Origin of the sequence: Youngimonas ophiurae (nom. illeg.) (assembly GCF_049803795.1) — a bacterium.
Lineage (GTDB): Bacteria > Pseudomonadota > Alphaproteobacteria > Rhodobacterales > Rhodobacteraceae > Thalassobius.
In genome coordinates this window covers 428,959-445,111 of record NZ_JBNAGJ010000002.1, presented here as the reverse complement: position 1 = coordinate 445,111, position 16,153 = coordinate 428,959, and the positions used below count along the sequence as shown (strand labels likewise).

Annotated in this window: 23 protein-coding genes; 7 read left to right on the top strand and 16 right to left on the bottom strand. The window is 56.4% G+C overall.

Annotated features, from left to right (window positions below; all coding sequences use genetic code 11):
- Nucleotides 1–53: 53 nt before the first annotated feature.
- Complete coding sequence (locus tag ACP15O_RS06660) at nt 54–377, top strand: hypothetical protein (protein ID WP_425095266.1); 324 nt, start codon at nt 54–56, stop codon at nt 375–377.
- 39 nt (nt 378–416) lie between these two features.
- Here ACP15O_RS06660 and ACP15O_RS06655 read toward each other — a convergent pair whose 3' ends face one another.
- On the bottom strand, nt 417–785 hold the full coding sequence (locus ACP15O_RS06655; RefSeq protein ID WP_425095265.1) for a hypothetical protein: 369 nt from the start codon (nt 783–785) through the stop codon (nt 417–419).
- Between the two features lie 704 nt (nt 786–1,489).
- On the opposite strand from ACP15O_RS06655, the gene ACP15O_RS06650 reads away from it, so the two are divergent.
- Genes ACP15O_RS06650 through ACP15O_RS06630 form a run of 5 tightly spaced genes read left to right on the top strand, consistent with a single transcriptional unit; the run spans nt 1,490 to nt 6,456 of the window.
- Nucleotides 1,490–2,152 carry a transglycosylase SLT domain-containing protein gene (locus ACP15O_RS06650; RefSeq protein ID WP_425095264.1) on the top strand — a complete coding sequence of 221 codons (663 nt, stop codon included), beginning with the start codon at nt 1,490–1,492 and terminating at the stop codon, nt 2,150–2,152.
- Entirely contained in the window at nt 2,149–4,236 is a 2,088-nt protein-coding gene (flhA, locus tag ACP15O_RS06645; RefSeq protein WP_425095263.1) for a flagellar biosynthesis protein FlhA, read from the top strand. Before ACP15O_RS06650 ends, flhA begins: the two co-directional genes overlap by 4 nt.
- Complete coding sequence (locus ACP15O_RS06640; protein ID WP_425095262.1) at nt 4,233–5,003, top strand: flagellar biosynthetic protein FliR; 771 nt, start codon at nt 4,233–4,235, stop codon at nt 5,001–5,003. The genes flhA and ACP15O_RS06640 overlap by 4 nt, the downstream gene beginning before the upstream one ends.
- Nucleotides 5,000–6,082 carry an EscU/YscU/HrcU family type III secretion system export apparatus switch protein gene (locus tag ACP15O_RS06635; RefSeq protein WP_425095261.1) on the top strand — a complete coding sequence of 361 codons (1,083 nt, stop codon included), beginning with the start codon at nt 5,000–5,002 and terminating at the stop codon, nt 6,080–6,082. Before ACP15O_RS06640 ends, ACP15O_RS06635 begins: the two co-directional genes overlap by 4 nt.
- Nucleotides 6,079–6,456, top strand: a complete 378-nt coding sequence (locus ACP15O_RS06630) for a hypothetical protein (RefSeq protein ID WP_425095260.1) — start codon at nt 6,079–6,081, stop codon at nt 6,454–6,456. The genes ACP15O_RS06635 and ACP15O_RS06630 overlap by 4 nt, the downstream gene beginning before the upstream one ends.
- Here ACP15O_RS06630 and ACP15O_RS06625 read toward each other — a convergent pair.
- The 9 genes from ACP15O_RS06625 to ACP15O_RS06585 are packed head-to-tail and all read right to left on the bottom strand — an operon-like array spanning nt 6,428 to nt 10,983.
- Nucleotides 6,428–6,928 (bottom strand): flagellar basal body-associated FliL family protein, encoded by a 501-nt coding sequence (locus ACP15O_RS06625; protein WP_425095259.1) that lies wholly within the window; start codon nt 6,926–6,928, stop codon nt 6,428–6,430. The genes ACP15O_RS06630 and ACP15O_RS06625 overlap by 29 nt on opposite strands.
- A 12-nt stretch (nt 6,929–6,940) precedes the next feature.
- Entirely contained in the window at nt 6,941–7,648 is a 708-nt protein-coding gene (flgH, locus tag ACP15O_RS06620; protein ID WP_425095483.1) for a flagellar basal body L-ring protein FlgH, read from the bottom strand.
- 31 nt (nt 7,649–7,679) lie between these two features.
- Complete coding sequence (gene flgA / locus ACP15O_RS06615) at nt 7,680–8,090, bottom strand: flagellar basal body P-ring formation chaperone FlgA (protein WP_425095258.1); 411 nt, start codon at nt 8,088–8,090, stop codon at nt 7,680–7,682.
- Nucleotides 8,090–8,875, bottom strand: a complete 786-nt coding sequence (gene flgG, locus ACP15O_RS06610; protein ID WP_425095257.1) for a flagellar basal-body rod protein FlgG — start codon at nt 8,873–8,875, stop codon at nt 8,090–8,092. The genes flgA and flgG overlap by 1 nt, the downstream gene beginning before the upstream one ends.
- 20 nt (nt 8,876–8,895) lie before the next feature.
- Nucleotides 8,896–9,609, bottom strand: coding sequence for a flagellar hook-basal body complex protein (locus tag ACP15O_RS06605; RefSeq protein ID WP_425095256.1), 714 nt, complete (start codon nt 9,607–9,609; stop codon nt 8,896–8,898).
- 3 nt (nt 9,610–9,612) lie between these two features.
- Entirely contained in the window at nt 9,613–9,879 is a 267-nt protein-coding gene (locus tag ACP15O_RS06600) for a flagellar biosynthetic protein FliQ (RefSeq protein WP_425095255.1), read from the bottom strand.
- A 1-nt stretch (nt 9,880) separates the two neighbouring features.
- Nucleotides 9,881–10,171 (bottom strand): flagellar hook-basal body complex protein FliE, encoded by a 291-nt coding sequence (gene fliE, locus ACP15O_RS06595; RefSeq protein ID WP_425095254.1) that lies wholly within the window; start codon nt 10,169–10,171, stop codon nt 9,881–9,883.
- A 36-nt stretch (nt 10,172–10,207) separates the two neighbouring features.
- Nucleotides 10,208–10,600, bottom strand: a complete 393-nt coding sequence (gene flgC / locus ACP15O_RS06590) for a flagellar basal body rod protein FlgC (protein ID WP_425095253.1) — start codon at nt 10,598–10,600, stop codon at nt 10,208–10,210.
- An 11-nt stretch (nt 10,601–10,611) separates the two neighbouring features.
- A complete protein-coding gene (locus tag ACP15O_RS06585; RefSeq protein ID WP_425095252.1) occupies nt 10,612–10,983 on the bottom strand; it encodes a FlgB family protein in 372 nt (123 codons plus the stop codon).
- Between the two features lie 84 nt (nt 10,984–11,067).
- On the opposite strand from ACP15O_RS06585, the gene ACP15O_RS06580 reads away from it, so the two are divergent.
- Nucleotides 11,068–12,462, top strand: coding sequence for a FliI/YscN family ATPase (locus tag ACP15O_RS06580; protein ID WP_425095251.1), 1,395 nt, complete (start codon nt 11,068–11,070; stop codon nt 12,460–12,462).
- Here the strand turns inward: ACP15O_RS06580 and ACP15O_RS06575 are convergent.
- From ACP15O_RS06575 to ACP15O_RS06550, 6 genes are all read right to left on the bottom strand, one after another.
- Nucleotides 12,427–13,212, bottom strand: a complete 786-nt coding sequence (locus ACP15O_RS06575; protein WP_425095250.1) for a DUF1217 domain-containing protein — start codon at nt 13,210–13,212, stop codon at nt 12,427–12,429. The two genes, ACP15O_RS06580 and ACP15O_RS06575, sit on opposite strands and share 36 nt — an antisense overlap.
- Complete coding sequence (gene flbT, locus ACP15O_RS06570; RefSeq protein WP_425095249.1) at nt 13,209–13,613, bottom strand: flagellar biosynthesis repressor FlbT; 405 nt, start codon at nt 13,611–13,613, stop codon at nt 13,209–13,211. The genes ACP15O_RS06575 and flbT overlap by 4 nt, the downstream gene beginning before the upstream one ends.
- Complete coding sequence (gene flaF, locus ACP15O_RS06565) at nt 13,610–13,981, bottom strand: flagellar biosynthesis regulator FlaF (protein WP_425095482.1); 372 nt, start codon at nt 13,979–13,981, stop codon at nt 13,610–13,612. The genes flbT and flaF overlap by 4 nt, the downstream gene beginning before the upstream one ends.
- Before the next feature lie 74 nt (nt 13,982–14,055).
- Nucleotides 14,056–15,282 carry a flagellin N-terminal helical domain-containing protein gene (locus ACP15O_RS06560; RefSeq protein ID WP_425095248.1) on the bottom strand — a complete coding sequence of 409 codons (1,227 nt, stop codon included), beginning with the start codon at nt 15,280–15,282 and terminating at the stop codon, nt 14,056–14,058.
- Between the two features lie 204 nt (nt 15,283–15,486).
- Entirely contained in the window at nt 15,487–15,831 is a 345-nt protein-coding gene (locus ACP15O_RS06555; RefSeq protein ID WP_425095247.1) for a flagellar biosynthesis protein FlgN, read from the bottom strand.
- Complete coding sequence (locus ACP15O_RS06550) at nt 15,821–16,093, bottom strand: rod-binding protein (RefSeq protein WP_425095246.1); 273 nt, start codon at nt 16,091–16,093, stop codon at nt 15,821–15,823. The genes ACP15O_RS06555 and ACP15O_RS06550 overlap by 11 nt, the downstream gene beginning before the upstream one ends.
- Between the last annotated feature and the right edge of the window lie 60 nt (nt 16,094–16,153).

Sequence of the window (16,153 nt, the reverse complement as noted above, 5' to 3'; positions counted from 1 at the left end):
TCAACCTTGTGGATAACCATGTTATGGTGCGGCAATAAAAACGGAGATCGAGCATGTTTTTCAGAGTTTTGGCCCTCGCTTCGGTTGCCCTTACGGCAGCGCCGGCAATGGCCGAGATCCGCAGTGACAAAGAAGCACTGCGCATCGCCAAACAGAGCCGTATGTGCGGGGACCTGGCAATCCTGCGCGCCGAATTTCGTCGTCACGGAAACGTAGGTGTGCTGTGCGACGGTGGGATTGTGCCTCCGGCAAATGTCGGGGAGGCGACGAACTTTGTGCCTCTGGTCGGTGGCCTGGGGCCGCTGCTGGGTCTGGGCGGCGGCGCGGTTGTTGCCGGTGTGCTGGGCGGCGGGTCCAGTACGTCGGACACTCAGTAACTTAGAGGCAAGCACAAGCCGGGCCTGCGCCCGGTTTCATCAGCATTGGGGAATGCCCATGCTGATCAACTGCGCACCAGACATGGTGTAATACCCCTTGGATCTGTAGCGACCCTCGGCCAGGTACCAATTTTTCAGGCCCGCGGGATAGTAAGACGCAATCACCTGCGACCAGTACTCGAACTGCGCAGGTTTCAGCGGACGACCATAATAGCTGGGCCCGTGAAAGCCGAATTTCGTGTTGGGGCTGACACATACATCCCCTGCGCCCAGAAACATCGTGCAGGTGGACAGGCAAACGCGCCCGCGAATTTCCACACGTTGTTGACGCATCTGGATGCCCGCGATTTCCTGAGCTCGCGCCCCGACAACGCCGCCACGATCATTGTGGACAACTTTGACAAGCATAGCGGTGGGCCCAGCCGCAGCAGGGCCGAGAACCATAGGAAGCGTCAAAAAAGCACAGACAAGAAAGCGTGGGATACACGCCAAAAGTCTGCGCAGGCAGCGGTGCGCAAATTCAATCATCGTCGTATCTTTCCACGGAACCCATAATGCGATCCCCATCGCGACGGTCCCGTTTCGTGGTCACAAACGGCTAAGCAGATGCCCCGAGACTAGGGGGTTGCTGCCGATTTGGCCACTATCTTGTCACATTCATTTTTGTTGAAAATAGCGCAAAGTATTGATTTTTAACGATTTGATGGGATTGTGCAGAGAATTAGGCTGCCCAAATTTTGCCTCAATTCAAGCTAAATTCGAACATTCTGCCTGGATTTGGAAATAATCACGGCGAATCAAGGTGTTGCATAGCTGTCAGAATCCGGCCGATAGCCAGGCCAGGCAGACGCAGCGGAGAGAATTCAAATCAATTGTTAGGTATTTTGGTCGATACAGGCCGACAATCGACTGAGGTGTCGTTGGCATCCTGAGATGAACCAATATTCTCCATACCATTGTGGGAAAATAATGTATTAAATTAAAGACTTATCTCAAAAAGTGGATGCGCGCGCAGAATTAACCAAGCTGGTAACCGAATCTCAATTCTCATGTCTGCAATCTGTCCCGGTGTCGGCAAAGCCGATGTGAACAGCCGGAGGCGGACGCAAGAAATGCGCTTGAAATTGATGTGGATTCTGCTGGTCGTCCTGTTGCCTCAGATTTGTGTGGCGCAGGCGAATACCTGTGATCGTGCTGCGCAAAGGGCAGCTCAGAAAACTGGGGTGCCGCTGGATGTCCTGCTGGCCTTGACGCGAACCGAAACGGGGCGTCGTCAGGATGGAAAGCTGCAACCCTGGCCCTGGACCGTGAATATGGAAGGGGCCGGCCATTGGTTCGCGAATGAGGATTCCGCCCGCGCCTATGTTTTCAAACACTTCAAGTCAGGGGCGCGCAGCTTCGATGTGGGCTGCTTCCAGATTAACTATAAATGGCATGGGAATGCTTTTCGGTCGATCGAGGCCATGTTCGACCCCGAAGAAAACGCGCTTTATGCGGCTAATTTTCTGAAAAGCCTGAAAAAACCCAATCACACTTGGGAAGAGGCCGCAGGCGCCTATCACTCGAATACACCCAGTTATGCGCAGAAATACAAACGGCGGTTTACGGCAATTCGCACTGCCCTGTCCTCCACGCCTTTGCCCAAACCGGGCGTCGCGCGCGCCAATGGATTTCCATTGCTGCAACTTGGAAATTCCGGCGGAGGCCTGGGATCGCTTGTTGGGCCACAAACGACTGGCGCGAAACCCTTTATCGCAATCGGAGGGCAAGGATGAATACCGAATCCCTCAGCACATTGTTCAAACCGACGGTTCTGCTGGCGCTGGCGCTTATGGCGATCATTGTCATGATGATTCTGCCGGTGCCTGCCTTCGTTCTGGATATCGGCCTGGCGACATCCTTTGCGTTGGCCATTCTTATTTTCACGGTCACACTGTTTATCGAGCGCCCTCTGGATTTCTCGTCCTTTCCGACGGTTCTGTTGGCCTCTTTGATGCTGCGCCTGTCCCTGAACGTATCATCCACCAAACTGATCATCGGGCAGGGGCATACCGGAACCCGTGCGGCCGGAAATGTGATCGAGGGCTTTGCGAATTTTGTCATGGGGGGCAGCGTCTTTCTGGGGCTGGTTGTGTTTGGCGTGCTGCTCATCGTGAACTTCATGGTGATCACCAAAGGGGCCGCGCGCATGGCCGAGGTCGGGGCGAGATTTGCCCTGGACGGGATGCCGGGCAAGCAACTGGCGATTGATAGCGACATGTCTGCCGGGGCGATTGATCATGCCGAAGCCCGGCGCCGCCGTGAGAAAGAACAGATGGAGACGACATTCTTCGGCTCGTTGGATGGGGCGTCGAAGTTCGTCAAGGGCGATGCTGTTGCGGGGCTTCTGATCACTTTGCTGAACCTGATTATGGGGCTGATCATGGGGATCGTTATCCACGGGATGCCCGTCGGAGACGCCTTCGAAACCTATGCCATTCTGACGGTCGGTGATGGGCTGGTTACGCAGATTCCGGCGGTGATCATCTCGATTGCATCTGCTTTGTTGCTGGCGCGTGGCGGGGCGACTGGCGCCACGGATCTGACCCTGGTCAAGCAACTGGGTAGCCATCCGGCAGCGCTTGCGACGGTGGCGGTTCTGATGGTGCTGTTTGCGCTGGTCCCCGGTCTGCCATTTGTGCCGTTCATGATCGGCGGTGTGGTTCTGGCTGGCGCGGCCTACCTTAGATATAACGCGCAAAAAAACGAAGCTCAGGCCGAACAAACGGGCGAGCAAACCCAGAACCTGCCAGCAGAAAAACCGATTGGCGATGTCCTGGCGCTGGATGACATTCATCTCGAATTTGCACCGGATTTGGTGAATATGGTACTCGAGCCCGGAACGGGTCTGGATGTGCGGATCGCCAATATGCGGACGCATGTGGCAAGCGTTTATGGCCTCATCTTGCCGGAAATTCGCCTGACGGATGAGCCCAGTCTGACCCCCGGCACCTATGTCATCAGGATTCAGGGGGTCGAGATTGCCAGAGCCAGAATTCGGCCTGAACAAGTACTTGCGCTTGTATCGGGCGATGCCGAAGCCCTGCCCGCAGGCGAAGATGTTGCCGAGCCTGTCTATAATGCGCCCGCCCGGTGGCTGGATGCCCGCAATCAAGAGGCGGCCGCGCTTGCTGGCGCGACGATTGTCATGCCCGCAGAAATTCTGGCGACTCATTTGCTGGAAGTTATCAAGCGAAACTTTGGAAAATTGTTCACATTCAAGGCTATGCGGCGCCTGCTCGATGAGATGACCAGCCTGTCCGATCCCTCCAGATCCGAGGCGAACCGTAAACTTCTGGAAGAGCTTATCCCCGAACGGGTGCCGTTAGAAACCTTGCACGCGGTTCTGAAACTTTTGTTGGAAGAGCAAGTTTCCATCCGCAACCTCCCCCTTATTCTGGAGGCCGTAGCAGAGGGGCGTTCAATCAGCCCGAATTCCGAGCTGATCTGTGAACACGTGCGGCAACGTCTGGGGTTCCAACTGGTGGCCGGTCTGAAACGCGAAGACGGGACGATTCCGCTCATCCAACTGGCCCCGGAATGGGAGGATTCCTTTTCGACCTACCAGCTTGATGGCGACATGAGCGGAAATAACATCGCGCTGCCCCCCGACTTGTTTAATAAACTGGCGGCCGGTGTTTCCGACAAAGTCACCGAAGCGGCCGAGCACGGTATTTATCCAGCGCTTGTCACCTCAACCCAGCGGCGCAGATTTATGAAAACCCTGGCTAAGGCCAAGGGCATTACCGCGCCCGTCCTTTCATTCGAGGAGATCGGCCTTGAAGCGCGGCCCTCGCTGGTCGGCTTGGTGTCAGCGTGAATGATCTGGCGCAAGCGCTCGATCTTAGCCAGGAATGGCTTTGGCACGGGTTCCTGGTGTTTCTGCGGGTAGGGGCAATCATCTGGCTGGTACCGGGTTTCGGCGAACAATCCGTCCCTGTCCGTGTCAAACTGGCCCTGGCAATCGCAAGCACAATGGTTCTGGCCCCGCTGATCCCCCCTTTCGGCGGGGCAGGGTTTAATATCTCCAGCCTGGCGATTTTTCTGATGACCGAGACTGTAGCTGGCTTGTTATTCGGGATCGGCCTGCGCCTGTTCGTAATGGCATTGCAAACAGCGGGCACGATTGCGGCGCAATCTACGTCACTGTCGCAGATATTGGGTAACACGGCCGAGCCAATGCCTGCGATCGGCCACGTTCTGTTGATCGGCGGGTTGGCTCTGGCAATGCTTTCAGGCGTTCACGTTAAATTTCTTGCTTATACTTTGCATAGTTACGATCTGATTGCGCCCGGAACGGTTCCCGACGGCGCGGCGCTTTCCGAATGGGGATTGCGCCAGATTGCAGATGCGTTCGCCTTGGCGTTTCGGCTCTCGGCGCCGTTCATTGTTGTATCGCTGCTGTATAATTTGACGCTTGGGGCCATCAACCGCGCGATGCCACAGTTGATGGTGGCCTTCGTTGGCGCGCCGGCAATCACGGCGGCAGGCATGGTTTTGTTGGCGTTGCTGAGCCCCTCTATTCTAATCGCGTGGCGCGCAGCGATGGAGGCATTTTTGCTTAACCCCGCCGGAGGCTTACCATGAGCGCGGAAGACGATAGCGAAAAGTCTCATGAGCCATCCCAGCGCAAACTGGATGAGGCTAAGAAAAAGGGTGAAATCGCCCGGTCAACAGATGTCACCACTGCGGCGGCCTATGGGGGGCTGCTGCTGGCGCTGTTGATCGCAGGGGCCGAAGGGGCGCGCCATTTCGGGACTACGATGATGCTTCTGTTGTCGCAAGCGGATGCAATTTCGCAGGATATGCTTTCGGGCGGTGCCCACAGACTGACATCTTGGCTGATCGCTGATACAGCGTTCTCGATCGGGGCCTGGTTCGGTTTGCCGGCCGTGGCCGCCATTGCTGCGGTGGCCGCACAAAGAGCATTCCTGTTCACTCCTAGCAAGTTACAGCCGAAACTGTCTCGGGTTTCACTGATCTCGAACGCAAAGAACAAATTTGGGATCAGTGGGCTTTTTGAGTTCTTCAAGAGCTTTTTGAAGCTCTCTATCTACTCTGTTTTATTGGGATTTTTCTTGTGGGCACAGTTCCCCCGCGTGTCCGAAAGTGTCCAGTATGATCCTGGCGGCATCGCGGTGCTACTGGGCGAACTGGCTATTCAATTCGTCCTGATCGTTGTGCTGATCATGGCGGTGTTCGGTGGCATTGATTATTTCTGGCAGCGCCATCGGCATCTGGTGAAACACCGCATGTCGCACAAAGAACTGCGCGACGAACACAAAGAGGCCGAAGGAGACCCCCATCTGAAACAGGAACGCCGCAGCCGGGCACAGCAGGTGGCCTCGCGTCAGACCGTCGCCGAGGTGAAGGAATCGGATGTGGTGATTGTGAACCCGACTCATTATTCCGTGGCGCTCAAGTGGAGCCGCAAACCAGGTGAGGCCCCGGTTTGCGCGGCCAAAGGTGTCGATGCGCTGGCGTTGCAAATTCGCGAAATCGCACGCGAGAACGGCATTCCTGTCTATTCCGACCCCCCGACAGCCCGTGCGCTTTATGCCAAGCTTGAACCTGGTGATCAGATTCACGAAGAGCATTTCCGCGCCGTGGCTGTTGCAATCAGATTCTCAGAAGAGATGCGTGAAAAAGCACGAAAACTGTCATGAAGAAAATCAAGCAAATCCAAGACCTGCAAGCGATCACTCAGCTGGTTTTCACTGCGCAGTCCCAAGAGGTGCAAAAGCTGAACCAAGAACAGCAGAAGCTGCGTGAGAAGCTGGCGGATTTAGCTCAGGAAGAGGAGCGCTCTCAACGGATGATCGCCGAGGACATGCAGCTTAGGATGACCCGTATGGATGTGCTCTGGCAGGCTTGGATCGGCGAACAGAAATCAGCGCTCAACTTACGTCTGGCTCAGGTGAGCGCCGAAAAGGAAAGAAGCCTTTCCAAATTGAAAACGGCTTTCGGGCGGAAAGAGGTGGCGACGGGCCTGGTGGATCAGGCGCGCGCTCTCAAACGTCCTGCCGGGCGAGATCGGTAATCAGAACACCGGCCACGCCAGGCCCTACGGTTTTACGTGCAAAGGACAACATGCCGCGCCGTAGCGTGTCGGTTTTGGACGCACTGGTAAATGCGCCGCTGAAGCCACCCATATTCGAGTGATCGAACAAAATTTGCAAAAACCCATCCCGCAGCTTCGGCTCTTTGGCGTAGACGTCTTCGGGGTTGCCGGACATCAGCTCCAGGCTGAGCGATAAAACAACGATCGAGGTTACCGTGCCTTGCTCAATGATTGGAACGACAAACTGATTGTTCAGTTTTACGTATTGCGGATCGCCTTCGGCGTCGTGCTCGGAGACATCTTCGTGAACATCGGTCTCATGGGCTTCTGCTTTGTGCTCCATCGCATACTCCTCTGCCGCAGGCGGAGGGTCCGGTTGCAGAAAGATACCAGCGCCGACGCCAGCGCCAATACCGATGATGGGTAAAATAAGTGGGAGTAGTTTTTTCATTGTGATCCCCCTTTAGAATGGCAAAATACGGCCCAGGAATTGCTGTCCATATCGCGGTTGCTGGACCTCTGAAATCTGTCCGCGCCCTCCGTAGGAAATTCTGGCCGAAGCGATTTTGTCGTAGGTGATCTCATTCTGACGCGAGATATCTTCGGGACGCACGAATCCGGTGACCAAAAGCTCACGCAGTTCGAAGTTCACGCGGACCTCTTGCCGGGCTTCGATGGCCAGAATTCCATTAGGTAAAACACCCGTGACAGTCGCGGCGACGCGTAGGGTGAGTTTCTCGTTTCGCCGAACGCTTCCGTCTCCGCTCGAATCGCTACTGGACCCGAGCGAGACAGCCTCTTCCATGCTGGCCCCTTCGGGGAGCTTTTCATTCAGTCGTTGCGGAATGCCAAACAGATGCGGCAGGTTCATGGATTCAGAGCCGCTGCGTGAACGCGAGGTCGAATTCTGGATTTCGGCTTCGTCATCAATTTCGATCACGACTGTCATGATGTCTCCGCGTTTTTCGGCGCGCCGATCCCCAAGAAGCGAGGTTTGGCCCGCAGTCCACAACGAAGACCGATCCACGCGTCGTTGTCGTTGGGTGGTCATGGGCAGTCCGGGGCTTAGCATGGCGTTTTGCTCGTTGCTGCCCTGGATGGGTGTAAAATCAGGAGCTTCGCCAATAGGGCCCTGACCACCACAGGCAGTGGCCAGACCGCAAATGGACATGAGGGTAAGGGTTCGGAAATTCATAGGTACCTCATTTCACTAAGACGCTGCCATCGGGCTGGGCAAAGCCCCAAATTGTCGAGCGTGATTCAAGATTCATAACGCGCACGCGATCACCGGCACCTGCGCGCGCCAGGGCGCGGCCTTCGGCCTGAATGGATAGCCCGCCTTTATTAAAGGTGAGCAAAACGATTTGATTTCGCTCGATAATCGCGGGGGGGCCGACATCCCCAGGGCGGATTGGGCGCCCCGCATAGAGCGCAACGCGCGTTTCCATCCCCAGAAGGGCTGCGGGATCCTCAATCACGCCGGGGATTGTGCCGCCTTTCACCACCAGATCTGCTGCGGTGACAATGGTCTGCGGGCGCAAGGTTCGCGCCGCCAGAACCACATCAGCCTGCACAGGTGTGGCCAGAATAAGAAGAGCCAGAATCGTGCGCATCAGCGGACCTGGGTCGTTGCGCCAAGCATCTGATCGGCCGCAGAAATCACCTTGGCGTTCAGCTCATAGCCGCGCTGGGCTTCGATCAGTTCGGTGACTTCGCGAACGGCGTCTACCGAGCTGGCCTCCAGATAGCCTTGGCGTAGTGTGCCCAAACCGTCTTCGGCGGGCGTGGACACAAGCGCTGGGCCAGACGCTTCGGTTTCGGTGAACAAGTTGCTGCCAATCGCTTCTAGCCCTTTAGGGTTGGCAAACCCGGCAAGCGTGAACTGCCCCAGCAACTGCGCCTCGGCCGTTTCGGAGAAATAGCCGTAAACCTCGCCCTGCCCATTGATAGAAATCGACTGAACATCCGAGGGAATGGTGATCTCAGGAGAGACCGGATACCCGTCCGATGTTACGATCAATCCATCCGCCGAACGCTTCAGGCCGCCATCACGGGTGTAGCCCGTCTGGCCTGACGGCAGGGTCACCTCCAAGAAGCCTTTGCCGTCAATGGCGACATCCAGATCGCCTTGGGTTGCGGTCAAAGACCCTTGCGACAGGTGAACCGACACGGCGGACGGGCGTACACCCAGCCCCAATTGCACGCCGGTCGGCAGCACCGTGCCATCCGCAGCGTTAACCGTCCCCGCGCGGGCGTATTGCTGATAGTGCAGGTCGGCAAACTCGGCGCGGCGGGCATTGTAGCCCGTGGTCGACATGTTCGCGAGGTTGTTCGAGATCGTCTCGACTCGCATTTGCTGAGCGGACATCCCGGTGGCTGCAATTTTCAGAGCGCGCATTCTGCACCTCCTTGACTGGGTTACTTGGAAAAGCTCCGCAGAGCGTTACGAATTCGTTCATCTTCGGCTTGCATGAAGCTCTGGCCCATTTCATAGGCGCGCTGAACTTCGATCATGCGTGCGATCTGAGAAATCGGATCGACGTTTGAGCTTTCGAGAAAGCCTTGCAGAATTTTACCCTGTTCGGTGGGCTCAAACCCGGCGTCTGATCGAAACATCACGCCGTCCTCTCGGAACAACTGAACAGAATCAAGAGGTTGAAATAGGCCAATCTGTGCAATGGGGCGCCCGTTTGTCGAAACCGTTCCGTCTGATGCGATGCTGAGATCCGCAGCATCAGGCGGAACGAAAACGGGGGCTCCACCGGCATCCAGGACCCGGAAACCATCATGGGTCACCAGATCCCCCACCGCGTTCGGAGAGAAACTGCCGGCGCGCGTCAGACGTTCGCCAGCGGGCGTTTCTACTAAGAAGAAGCCTTCTCCTTCGATGGCCAGGTCGAACGTCCCGCCTGTCTGAGTCAACGTGCCTTGGGTCATAGATGTTTGCCGCACATTGCCTGTCGCCATCGAGAGCGAATCCCCCTGGGCGACCTTGCTGACATGTTCAGAGAAGATCAGACCTTCCTGACGGAAACCTGTCGTTGCCGAATTTGCGATATTATTCGCAACGATTTGCATCTCGCGCATCAAACCGGATTGACGCGTCAAAGTTGTGTAGCTTGCGTTGTCCATCTGTCAGCTTCCGATGATTGCTGGGATCAGTTTGGTTTGAAAAAATGAGACGAGCGTTTCAGCCATAAAGCCCATCGACACCCAGAAAACCGCAACGATCGCGGCCAGTTTCGGCACGAAGGTCAGGGTCATTTCCTGAATCGAGGTCAGGGCTTGAAACAGGCCAATGGCCAGCCCGACGACAAGTGCCACCGCCAGGATGGGAGCCGAAGCGGTTACCGCGACCCACAGCCCTTGCCGTAGCGTGTCAAAGAAGACGGCCTCGTCCATATCAGACGGGCATTCTCAGGATTTCCTGATAGGCTTCGACCACTTTGTCGCGGACTGTCACTGCCGTTTCGACGGCCAGTTCCGTTTGTGCCAAAGCCTGCACCAGCGCATGGGGATCGGCGTTGCCGGACATGGCGGCCTTGGCCGTGTTTTCGGCCTCTTGCAGGGTTGAAGCGAAATCAAGAGCGGCGTCTTTCATGACCGCGCCGACATCGCCGGTTCCCGGTTTAGGTTCGGTTGCAGGCTTGGCTGCCGCATAATTCTGTGCGGCAAAAGGTGAGCGGATTTCCATTCTGATTCTCCTTTGCTCGGGCCGGGTTTTCCGGCGTTAACGGCGCAGCAGGTCCAACAGGCTGGAAGACATCTGCCTTGCCTGTTCGAACATTTTGAGGTTCGCCTCATAGCTGCGTTGGGCTTCGCGGGCGTCCGCGATTTCGATGATCAGATCGACATTCGATCCCTGATAATGCCCAGTCGCATCCGCCATCGGATGGGCCGGATCATAGATTTTTTTAAGCTCGCTTCGATCCAGCTGCACATTTCCGGTTTGCACCTTGGCAACGGTATTTTGTGCGGTGGCTTCGGATTCGAAGGACACGCTTTTGCGGCGGTAGCCCGGCGTATCCGCATTGGCGATATTTTCCGAAACATGTCGCAGCCTGGTGGCCTGTGCCTTCAGACCGCTGGCTGCGACGCTTAGAGCTTTGCCAAAATCACTCATTCAGACGCTCCTTATTTGCGGCCAAGGCTGCTGCGCATGATGTTCAGCGCGGATTTGTAAATTGCCAGTGCCTGGTCATGCTGGCGGCGGGCCTCGATGGCGTTCACCATTTCCTCTTCGACCGAGACGGCGTTGCCATTGGGCGAATCGTTACTGGCCCTTTGATAGGGTTCCAACGCAGAGATCGTGTTCGCCAATTCCCCAGATCGCGCGCTGGAGAACCCGTTCATGCTGTTCATAACCTCGGAAAAAGGTTTTATATCCATGGGCTTATAGTCCGGAGTGTCCGCATTCGCGATATTCTGCGCGATCAATGCCTGTCGCTTGCCCGCATGAACTGACATGGAATGTGCCATGCGAAAAATTTCCAGATTTTCAAACATTCGGGATTCTCCCTCTGCGATTTCAATCAAGGCTTAACCCTGATTCCTTTAGAAACCGTTGTCAGGAAATGATTGGAGAGATCGATGCTTGCGACTGACCTGAGCTGCCTGAGTGCCCAAATAGCTGCAATTGCGCCGGTTCGGCGGATCGGGCGCGTTGCGGGCGTGAGCGGGGGGATCATAAAGGTGCGTGGCCTGACGCAATGTGCCCGTATCGGTGATCAGCTGCGCTTGACCCGTCAAAACGGCGATCAGATCGGAGGAGAGGTGGTGCGCCTGGAGCAGGATGAACTGGTGATGCTGCCGGATGAGCCCTATGATGGCGTGTCCCTGGACGATGCTGTGGCCTTGTGCCCTCCGGCCAGTATTGCGCCGTCGCAGGCCTGGATCGGCCGTGTGATTGATCCGTTTGGCAGGCCATTGGACGGTCGCCCGCTGCTGGGTGGCTTGCAGGCCCGATCTCTGCAATCTGCGCCGCCCGCGCCAGCAAAACGGCGGGCCATGGGCGGCCGTCTGGAAACCGGGCTGGCGATCATGAATACTCTGTTGCCAATTGTGAAGGGGCAACGGATTGGATTGTTCGCAGGCTCTGGTGTCGGAAAGTCCAGTTTGTTGGCGCATTTGGCCCGCAATATGCAGGCCGATGTGGTGGTTATTGCCCTGATCGGGGAACGAGGCCGGGAACTCCGGGATTTCGTCGAGGACACCTTAGGAGAGCAAGGAATGCAGCGCGCTGTCGTGGTTGCGGCGACCTCGGACCAGTCGGCGTTGGCGCGGCGTCGTTGCGGTTGGACGGCGATGGCCGTTGCCGAATATTTCAGGGATCAGGGGAAACAGGTGCTGTTCCTTGCCGATTCCATCACCCGTTTTGCCGAAGCGCACCGAGAAGTGGCTGTAGCCGCCGGAGAGGCCCCTTCTTTGCGTGGCTTCCCACCCTCAACGGCGCATATGATCATGTCTTTGTGTGAACGGGCGGGGCCTGGCGAGAAAGGTACAGGGGACATCACGGGCATTTTCAGTGTGCTTGTCGCGGGGTCCGATATGGAAGAGCCAATCGCTGACATCCTGCGAGGTGTGCTGGACGGCCATGTTGTGTTGGACCGGACGATTGCCGAGCGTGGCCGCTATCCCGCGATTGATCTGCTTCGCTCTGTTTCTCGCAGCTTGCCGAATGCGGCGACTGCGGATGAAAATGCGATGCTGAGCGAGGCGCGCCAATTGTTAGGGGCCTATGATCAATCTGAAATGATGGTGCGGGCCGGCCTTTATGCAGCTGGGAATGATGAAACGCTGGATCGCGCTGTTGCAATCTGGCCGGAACTGGACGCGTTCATTGGCCTGAAGGAAACCCAAGGCGGCGATGCCAGCTTTGCCAAGCTGCAATTGCTTTTGCGCCGGTCGCGTTCTTCTGTGCGGGCACCTTTGGCGCAAGGCGCGCAACCATCACGCTTGCAACAGGGTAAGGGCAATCGAGGCTGAGTTCGTGCTGGCGAAGTTAGAAACTTGTGAGCGCAACAAGAACCTCTCTACCAGTTTGTTCATTGTTTCATCATCAGAGAGGTCGCTGATGCTGTCCATCCCCAGCTGCTGCTTTGCCTTCTCGGTGAATACCTCCAGCTGCTGGTCCAGGTCGATCTGGGCAAAGCTATCAGGCAGCCCCAAGGCTGTTTCCATTACTGTTCGCAGCGGGGTATTCCCCATGATCTGAAACCAGCGTGCACGTTCGCTGGCATCGCTTTCGGCCAGTTCGGTCAGCTCACGCTGGGCGTTCAACGCGAGGCGCATGTCTTCGTCTTGTTCGCCAACCGCGATTTCAAATTCTTGTGCGCGATATTTTGCGATTATTTTATCTGCGAAGTCGGATAATTGAGTGTTGGCTATGCCAAGATCGAAACCAAAGGCCTCGGAAAAATCTGCATAGCGGCTGTCGGACATCTTATTGGCCAAGGAGCCGGGCTCAATGGTGCCTTCCTCAAGAATTTTCCGAATAAAGTAGGTATTGTTGATGTCATCCTGAAGGCCGAATGCCCCAAGGGCCACGCGCATCAGACGACGATCACTAACCAGATCTTCGGCAGATTGTACTTTCGAGATATTCGCTTCGAAATACTCGGTGTCACGTGTGATCACGACCGAAGAATTAAACACTTCTGTTTGCGTTTCATAAGTCCGCTCCAGAAAGTTCCAGCCGACCAGACCACTTGCTGGGACAATAGGCTGAAAGCTCATGATAGTCGCGCCGCCAGCAGGCGATCCTCCCGTGGGAGCAGATTACGCAGCGCTTTGAGGCATTGATAAAAACGGTTGTGGATTACTGCATCCGACGCGGCATCAAGTAAATACCGGCTGTCGGTGTCCGTCAGAATATGGCTCAATTCCTCGATGCGCCGCAGCAGTTGTAACCGCGCCTCGTCTGGGTCAGAGTCCCCCGATAGTACCAGTTGTGTTGCATAACAGACACGCCTGACGGGCGAGGTGACCTCATCTGGATGAATGGCGTCACGGAGACGCAAAATGTTTGCATCCGGTGTCACGATGGACAGTCTGCTGCGGCGATCGCCATTTTCGACGACGGCGCCGTTAATGAGCAAACGCTCCTTGGGTCCTAGCTTGAGCACGAGGCCAGTCATTGATGCCCCTCCTGTTGCTTCAGTCCGCGCATCATGGCGGTGTTGATATCCACCAGCGGCTGGATGTCGGATGTTCTGCGCAGAACTTTGCGGCTATACTGCGCGGTGAATTCGGACAGGTAGAAAATGCGCGCGCGCAAATCGTTTGGCAGAGCGTTTGCCTCGTCGGCGACATCCGTGGCCAGAAGCGTCCAAAGTTGCCGGTTCAAGTGCACCGCAGCAGCTAACGCAGTTGCGGAGCCACTGTCCGATGCGCGTTTCAGGCGATGTGTGATCCGGGCAAATGCCTCATATTCAAGGCCGCGGGGCGTACGAATAGGGCCCGCAGTTTGCGCGTATGCGCGCTGCGCGGTATTAAAAGCGTTCACGAAAGAACCTTCCTGTCGCTGAAGAATGCAAGTGATGGAGGGCTGAGGCACCTAGGCGCCTCAGCCAAGCCGTATTACCGGAACAGCGACAGAATCGACTGCGGTGCCTGGTTTGCAATCGACAGCGACTGGATTGCCAGTTGCTGCTGCGTTTGCAGGGCTTGCAGGCGCGCCGAAGCTTCCTCCATATCCGCATCCACCATCGAGCCGATCCCCGATTTCAGCGAGTCGGTCAGTTTAGATACGAAATCAGCCTGAGTTTCGATCCGACCCTGAGCGGAGCCGAATGCCGCAGCTGCGGAGATCGAGGTATCGATCAGCGTCTCAATGGAGCCAAGTGCAGAAGCGGCACCGCCGGACGTCGAAACGTCAATTGCCGCCAAAGCGCCCAGACCACCCGAGTTGGCGTTGGTAAACTGGCCCGAGACATGCAGGCTGTCACCACCATCATTGGTGATGGTCAGACGCCCCGAGTTGGCGATGTTGTAGTCCACTGTCACGTTCGCTTCGGACGCTTCAATCGCGTCTTTCATGCCAACGGCAATGACATCGGCGGTTGATGTCGAGGCGATGTCTTCAGCGGTGACAGTATAGCTCACTTCGACATCACCCAGGCGCATCGTAATGCTATCGCCTGCCGCATAGGCAGCGGTACCGTGAGGTTCGAATTCGATGACACCGTCATCGTCCGTGCCGCCGTTCGCATCCAGTGAGAAGCCGAAGCTGTCCTGGCCGTCAGCCGAGACGCCCTCGGTGTTAGTTGCATCGAACACCGCCTTGGCCGTGTAGCCACCGGTCGACAGGTTTTGCGCCGAAACAGAGATGGACGATGCGGTCACGTTGCCCGAGCCGTCACGATCCAGCGACGCCAACACCGAAGTTGAAGCCGTCGAACCGTCCACCAGGTTCAGACCATTGAACTGCGCTGCCGAGACGACCGAATCGATCTGGTTTTTCAGGGCTGTCACGTCATCGTTGATCTTGGAGCGATCGACGTTGCCACCCTGTGCGGCGACGATTTTCTCTTTCATCTGGGTCAGCAGATCGGTGATGGTTTCCGACGCATTCGCGGCGACCGCCACAGTGGATTCCCCCAGCGACAGGCTGTCCGAAATAGCCTGGAAGCCGGTTACGTCCGATTCCATCACCTTCGAAATGGCCCAAACAGCCGAGTTGTCCTTGGCCGAGGCGACCTCTTTACCAGTCGAAATTTGATTTTGCGTATCGGCCAGATTCGAGTTAACCGATTTCAGTGTTTGCAGCGCAACCATTGCGCCATTGTTGGTCAGAATGCTGGACATAGCATTTTCCTCAAGTCTTTGGCCGCGTTTCGCAGCCGGTTGATCATCCCGCCCCCAAAGGACGGACCGAGGGCCCTTCAGACCGTACAGCGAAGATCATTCGACGCTGTGCCACCCAATCTGGATGCGGGATCACCATGTGCCGCCAAAGACTAAGAGAACGCTAAACCCCTAAATTGAATATTTGGAATTTGATTCAAACGGTCAGGCACGTTTTTCCATTCGGCTGACCGCACGGGTGTCCAGCGATTGGCGATGCCCCTGGCTGTCATAGGTTTCAAGCGACAGCCGCATACGTTTCAGCGTGGCCAGACGCTCTGAGACGCGCTGGATGCCCTCCATCGCACTATTCAGCAGCGCGTGATTACGCGTCAGTTTACTATGCAGATCGGTCAAATCTGCCTCTCCGGGCTCTCCCAGCCCCTCGACCAGATCGCGTTTGCGCTCCAGAAGGTCGGGCAGGGCGTCCAGCTTGCCTTGTAACAGCAGGCTGCGTTCTTCATCCAAGAGCGTTTGCAGCTTGGCGATCAGATCAGTGTTATTTTGCATTTTCTCTCTCCTTAAGTGCGTGGAACAAGGTTTCGGCCAGTCCGATGCCGCCTGCGCGCACCATTTCTTCGGCCTGGGCTTCGCGGAGGAAAGAGGCGAAATGTTCTTCGCCGGCCCCCCCACCAAAGGATTCGGACGGCTTGCCGACGCCAGCCGCCTTCAGCATTTCGGATAAAAAGGCCGCTTCCATTTTTTCGGCGGCATGGCGTAGCTGGCTCAGCCGGTCTGCCATCGGTTCCGGCAGAGACGAAATTTGGGTCATAGGTCTCTCCAATTTGAGCAATTTTTTCCAAGCATGACGGCAAAGCGGTAAAGAAGCGGT

Coding starts and splice junctions, on each gene's coding strand:
- ACP15O_RS06660 (WP_425095266.1), top strand. CDS start 54: ATGTTTTTCAGAGTTTTGGCCCTCGCTTCGGTTGCCCTTACGGCAGCG.
- ACP15O_RS06655 (WP_425095265.1), bottom strand. CDS start 785: ATGCTTGTCAAAGTTGTCCACAATGATCGTGGCGGCGTTGTCGGGGCG.
- ACP15O_RS06650 (WP_425095264.1), top strand. CDS start 1,490: ATGCGCTTGAAATTGATGTGGATTCTGCTGGTCGTCCTGTTGCCTCAG.
- flhA (WP_425095263.1), top strand. CDS start 2,149: ATGAATACCGAATCCCTCAGCACATTGTTCAAACCGACGGTTCTGCTG.
- ACP15O_RS06635 (WP_425095261.1), top strand. CDS start 5,000: ATGAGCGCGGAAGACGATAGCGAAAAGTCTCATGAGCCATCCCAGCGC.
- ACP15O_RS06630 (WP_425095260.1), top strand. CDS start 6,079: ATGAAGAAAATCAAGCAAATCCAAGACCTGCAAGCGATCACTCAGCTG.
- ACP15O_RS06625 (WP_425095259.1), bottom strand. CDS start 6,928: ATGAAAAAACTACTCCCACTTATTTTACCCATCATCGGTATTGGCGCT.
- flgH (WP_425095483.1), bottom strand. CDS start 7,648: ATGTCCATTTGCGGTCTGGCCACTGCCTGTGGTGGTCAGGGCCCTATT.
- flgA (WP_425095258.1), bottom strand. CDS start 8,090: ATGCGCACGATTCTGGCTCTTCTTATTCTGGCCACACCTGTGCAGGCT.
- flgG (WP_425095257.1), bottom strand. CDS start 8,875: ATGCGCGCTCTGAAAATTGCAGCCACCGGGATGTCCGCTCAGCAAATG.
- ACP15O_RS06605 (WP_425095256.1), bottom strand. CDS start 9,609: ATGGACAACGCAAGCTACACAACTTTGACGCGTCAATCCGGTTTGATG.
- ACP15O_RS06600 (WP_425095255.1), bottom strand. CDS start 9,879: ATGGACGAGGCCGTCTTCTTTGACACGCTACGGCAAGGGCTGTGGGTC.
- fliE (WP_425095254.1), bottom strand. CDS start 10,171: ATGGAAATCCGCTCACCTTTTGCCGCACAGAATTATGCGGCAGCCAAG.
- flgC (WP_425095253.1), bottom strand. CDS start 10,600: ATGAGTGATTTTGGCAAAGCTCTAAGCGTCGCAGCCAGCGGTCTGAAG.
- ACP15O_RS06585 (WP_425095252.1), bottom strand. CDS start 10,983: ATGTTTGAAAATCTGGAAATTTTTCGCATGGCACATTCCATGTCAGTT.
- ACP15O_RS06580 (WP_425095251.1), top strand. CDS start 11,068: ATGCTTGCGACTGACCTGAGCTGCCTGAGTGCCCAAATAGCTGCAATT.
- ACP15O_RS06575 (WP_425095250.1), bottom strand. CDS start 13,212: ATGAGCTTTCAGCCTATTGTCCCAGCAAGTGGTCTGGTCGGCTGGAAC.
- flbT (WP_425095249.1), bottom strand. CDS start 13,613: ATGACTGGCCTCGTGCTCAAGCTAGGACCCAAGGAGCGTTTGCTCATT.
- ACP15O_RS06560 (WP_425095248.1), bottom strand. CDS start 15,282: ATGTCCAGCATTCTGACCAACAATGGCGCAATGGTTGCGCTGCAAACA.
- ACP15O_RS06555 (WP_425095247.1), bottom strand. CDS start 15,831: ATGCAAAATAACACTGATCTGATCGCCAAGCTGCAAACGCTCTTGGAT.
- ACP15O_RS06550 (WP_425095246.1), bottom strand. CDS start 16,093: ATGACCCAAATTTCGTCTCTGCCGGAACCGATGGCAGACCGGCTGAGC.